Below are 3,595 nucleotides of genomic sequence, written 5' to 3'. Positions count from 1 at the left end.
CCTCGGCCGGCTACCGGCCTGGCGGCCGGATCGACGGACACGGCGGCTGGGCCGGCCGTGCGTCCACGGCACGGTGATATTCCCGCGCCAACCAGCGGAGGTGGGCAGTGGACGGACACGAGCGGGCCGTGAGCCGGCCGCGCCTGTGGCGGGTGGCTGGGCAGGCCCTGCTGGCAAAGCTGATCGCGGAGTTCTCCTACGAGGAACTGCTGCGCCCACAGCCCGTCGCCAGCCCCGCGAACACCGTTAATACGGCTAATACGGCTAATACGGCTAACGCCGTAACCACGGCTGGTGACGTACATGCTGTACATGCCGCGAACCAGGCGGGCGCGACGAATCCCGCGCGCCCGGCGGATACCACGGACCTCGCGGGCGTGACCGGGCCGGCGGGGCTGTCCGCGGCCACGCCCCCGGTGGCGCGCGTCGGGCGCGGCGAACCGGCCGGCTACCGGCTGGCCTGCGGTGATGTCACCTACACGTTCACCGCCAGCCGCGGCACGTTCGGCACCTGGTGGCTGGACGCCTCCTCGCTGCGCCGCGCGGGCCCACCGGGCCGGCCGGATAACCGGCCCGGTGGCCGGCCGGCCCCCACGGACGGCCCAGCGCCGACGGCCCGCGGTGGGCACTCCCCGTCGCACGACCCGGCCCCCGCGGACGACCCGGTACGTTTCGTCCTGGACGCCGCGAGCCTGCTCGGCTGGCCGGATGACGTCACCGCGGACGTCGTCCGCGAGCTGACCGCGACGCACGCCGCCGACGTGCGGCTGCTCGCCGCCGCCCGCTCTGCCGCCGAGCTCGCGGACGCGACGTACACCGAGCTCGAGGGCTTCGCCACCGGGCATCCGTGCATGGTCGCGAACAAGGGACGGCTGGGCTTCGGCCTCGCCGACGCGGACCGCTACACCCCGGAGGCAACCACCCCCCTGCGGCTACTGTGGGTTGCCGCCCATCCGGAGCTGGCCACCTTCACGACTGCCGGCCTCACGACTGCCGGGCCGGCCGGGGCCGGAGCGTCCGGTGGCGACGGCCAGGATGTCGGTGATGGCGAGCTCCTGACCCAGCGGCGGCTGCTGGCGGCCGAACTCGACGCGTCCACCCGGACGGCGTTCGCGGCGAGGCTGGCGGCCCGGTTCGCGGCCGCGGACAGCGACGCAGGACCCGATACGGACAGTGACGACGACCCTCCAACGGCGGCGGATGCCGTCCCAGCACAGCCGGTCGCGTCCGGTGGCACGGACCTGGAGGAGCCGGCCGCAGGCTGTGACACGGCCTGCGAGGAGACGACCGCTTCCTGTGACGCTGCCTGTGAGGAGTACGTCTGGCTGCCGGTGCATCCCTGGCAGTGGGAACACGTGATCGCGCCGCTGTTCGCCGCCGAGATCGCGACCGGCCGGCTGGTGCTGCTCGGCGAAGCACCCGATCGCTACCTTCCGCTTCAGTCCGTACGCACTTTGGCGAACATCGACCGGCCAGCACGGTTCAATGTCAAACTTGCGCTGATGATCCGTAACACGCTGGTGTGGCGAGGGATGTCAGCCGACGACGCCCACGCCGGCCCGGACACCTCCGCCTGGCTGGTCGGCGTCCGGGACGCCGACGCGTTCCTGCGGGACGTCACACGGGTGCTCCCGCTGCCGGAGGTCGCCGGGGCCACCGTCACCCACCGTGCGTACGGGGAGCTGGCAGGCGCGCCGTACCGCTTCCACGAAATGCTGGGCGTCCTGTGGCGGCAGCCGGTCGAGAGCCTGCTCGCCCCCGGCGAACGGGCCCGGACGTTCGCCTCGTTACTACTCGTCGGCTCCGACGGCCGAGCGCTGGTCGGCGAGCTGGTGGCCCGCTCGGGCCGCGGGGCGCGGGAGTGGCTGCGGGCGCTGCTGTCCTGCCTGCTGCCGCCGCTGCTGCACTACCTGTACGTCTACGGCGTCGCCTTCACCCCGCACGGCGAGAACGTCATCCTCGTCTTCGACGGTGACGACATCCCGGCCCGAATCGCGCTCAAGGACTTCGGAGCCGACATAGAGCTGGTCGACGCCGCCCACACCGACGACGGCCGGCAGGGCTGGCAGGGCTGGCCCGAGCAGGCGGACCTGCCGGCGTCCGCCGCGCGGTACCTGCGGCGCTGGCCCGCATCCGACCTCGCCCACTCGATCCTCTCGGCGCTGTGCGCCGGACACTTCCGGTTCTTCGCGGTCGTCCTCGAGGACCATCTCGGCGTAGACGAGCGGGAGTTCTGGACGCTGGTCCGCGCCGAGATCGAGAACTATCACCGTGCCTTTCCCGAGCATGCCGACCGGTTCGCCCTGTTCGGCCTGCTGGCGCCCACCTTCGACCGGGTCTGCCTCAACCGGGAGCAGCTCGCCGGCACCGGCTTCCACGACCGGCCCGACCGGGACGGCGGATTCGACGTCAGCCACGGCCAGGTGGCCAGCCCCCTGCACCTGTTGACGATCGGCACCGCGCCCCCTGACAGCGCAGCCCCCAGCAGCGCGACTCCCGACAGCGCAGCCGCCGGCGGCGTGACCCCGAAGACCAACCCGTCGAAGACCGAGGGAGCCCGGCGATGAGCCTCGACAACGAGACAGCGAACATCCAGATGGCGGCCGGCCGGACGACGGGCGGCCGGACGACGGGCGCGGGAGCGCCGGCCCGGCTGCCGCGTGAAACCGCCCGGCCGGCTTGAACCGGCCCGCGCGGCGGCATCCCGGCCTCCTCGACGTCGACGAGCTGCGGCGGCTCGCGGCGTCCACGCGCTCCCCGGACGGCATCGACGAAGTGCTCGTGGGCCTTCCCGACCTACAGGGCCGTCTCCAGGGCAGCGGGGTGTCGGTGGACCACTTCATCGAGGACGTGCTCGCGCGCGGCCTGCCCGCCTGCGCCTATCTGCTCGCCGTGGACGTCGAGATGGACACCGACGCCGGCTACGCCTTCGCGCCCTGGGACGCCGGCTTCGGGGACTTCCGGCTCGTACCGGACCTCGCGACCCTGCGCCGCGCCCCGTGGCACCCGCGGTCGGCCGTGGTGCTCGCGGACGCCTGGTGGCCGGACGGCGGCGTGGTCCGCGTCGCGCCCCGGGCCGTCCTGCGCGGACAGCTCGACCGGCTCCACCGCCGGGGGCTGGCCGCGCTCGCCGGTACCGAGCTGGAGTTCCTGGTATTCACCGAGTCCTACCAGCAGGCGGCCGACCGCTCGTACGGCGGCCTGACCCCGGCGTCCCGGTACAACGTCGACTACTCCCTGATCGGGACGTCCGACATGGACGGGCTGGTCCGGACGATCAGACGGGCCATGGCGGACGCGGGGATACGGGCCGAGTCGGCCCGGGCCGAGGTCCACCCGGGCCAGTATGAGATCGTCTTCCGCTACGACGACGCGATGAGCACCTGCGACAACCACGTCCTGTACAAGACGACGGCGAAAAATCTTGCCGCGCATGCCGGGCAGGCAGTGACTTTTATGGCAAAATACGATCAAGGAGAGGGAAACTCCTGCCACGTTCACCTGTCCCTGCGGGGACGGGACGGCACGGCGGTGTTCGCCGCCGAGCCGCTGGAAGCCGGGCGGGCAGCAGCCGACCAGGAGCCGGCCGAGCGGG

The 3,595-nt window shown here is 72.7% G+C and carries 2 protein-coding genes; both read left to right on the top strand.

The genetic code is table 11. The features are described 5' to 3' along the window. The first annotated feature begins 128 nt into the window (after positions 1-128). Positions 129-2,567 (top strand): IucA/IucC family protein, encoded by a 2,439-nt coding sequence (locus AC5LUJ_RS09780; protein ID WP_250283997.1) that lies wholly within the window; start codon positions 129-131, stop codon positions 2,565-2,567. A gap of 112 nt (positions 2,568-2,679) precedes the next feature. Next, on the top strand, positions 2,680-3,595 hold a 916-nt coding region (locus tag AC5LUJ_RS09775), incomplete at its 3' end, for a type I glutamate--ammonia ligase (RefSeq protein WP_493464804.1).

The organism is Protofrankia sp. CiP1_Cm_nod3 (genome assembly GCF_982290655.1).
This window is presented reverse-complemented; position numbering and strand designations above follow the sequence as displayed.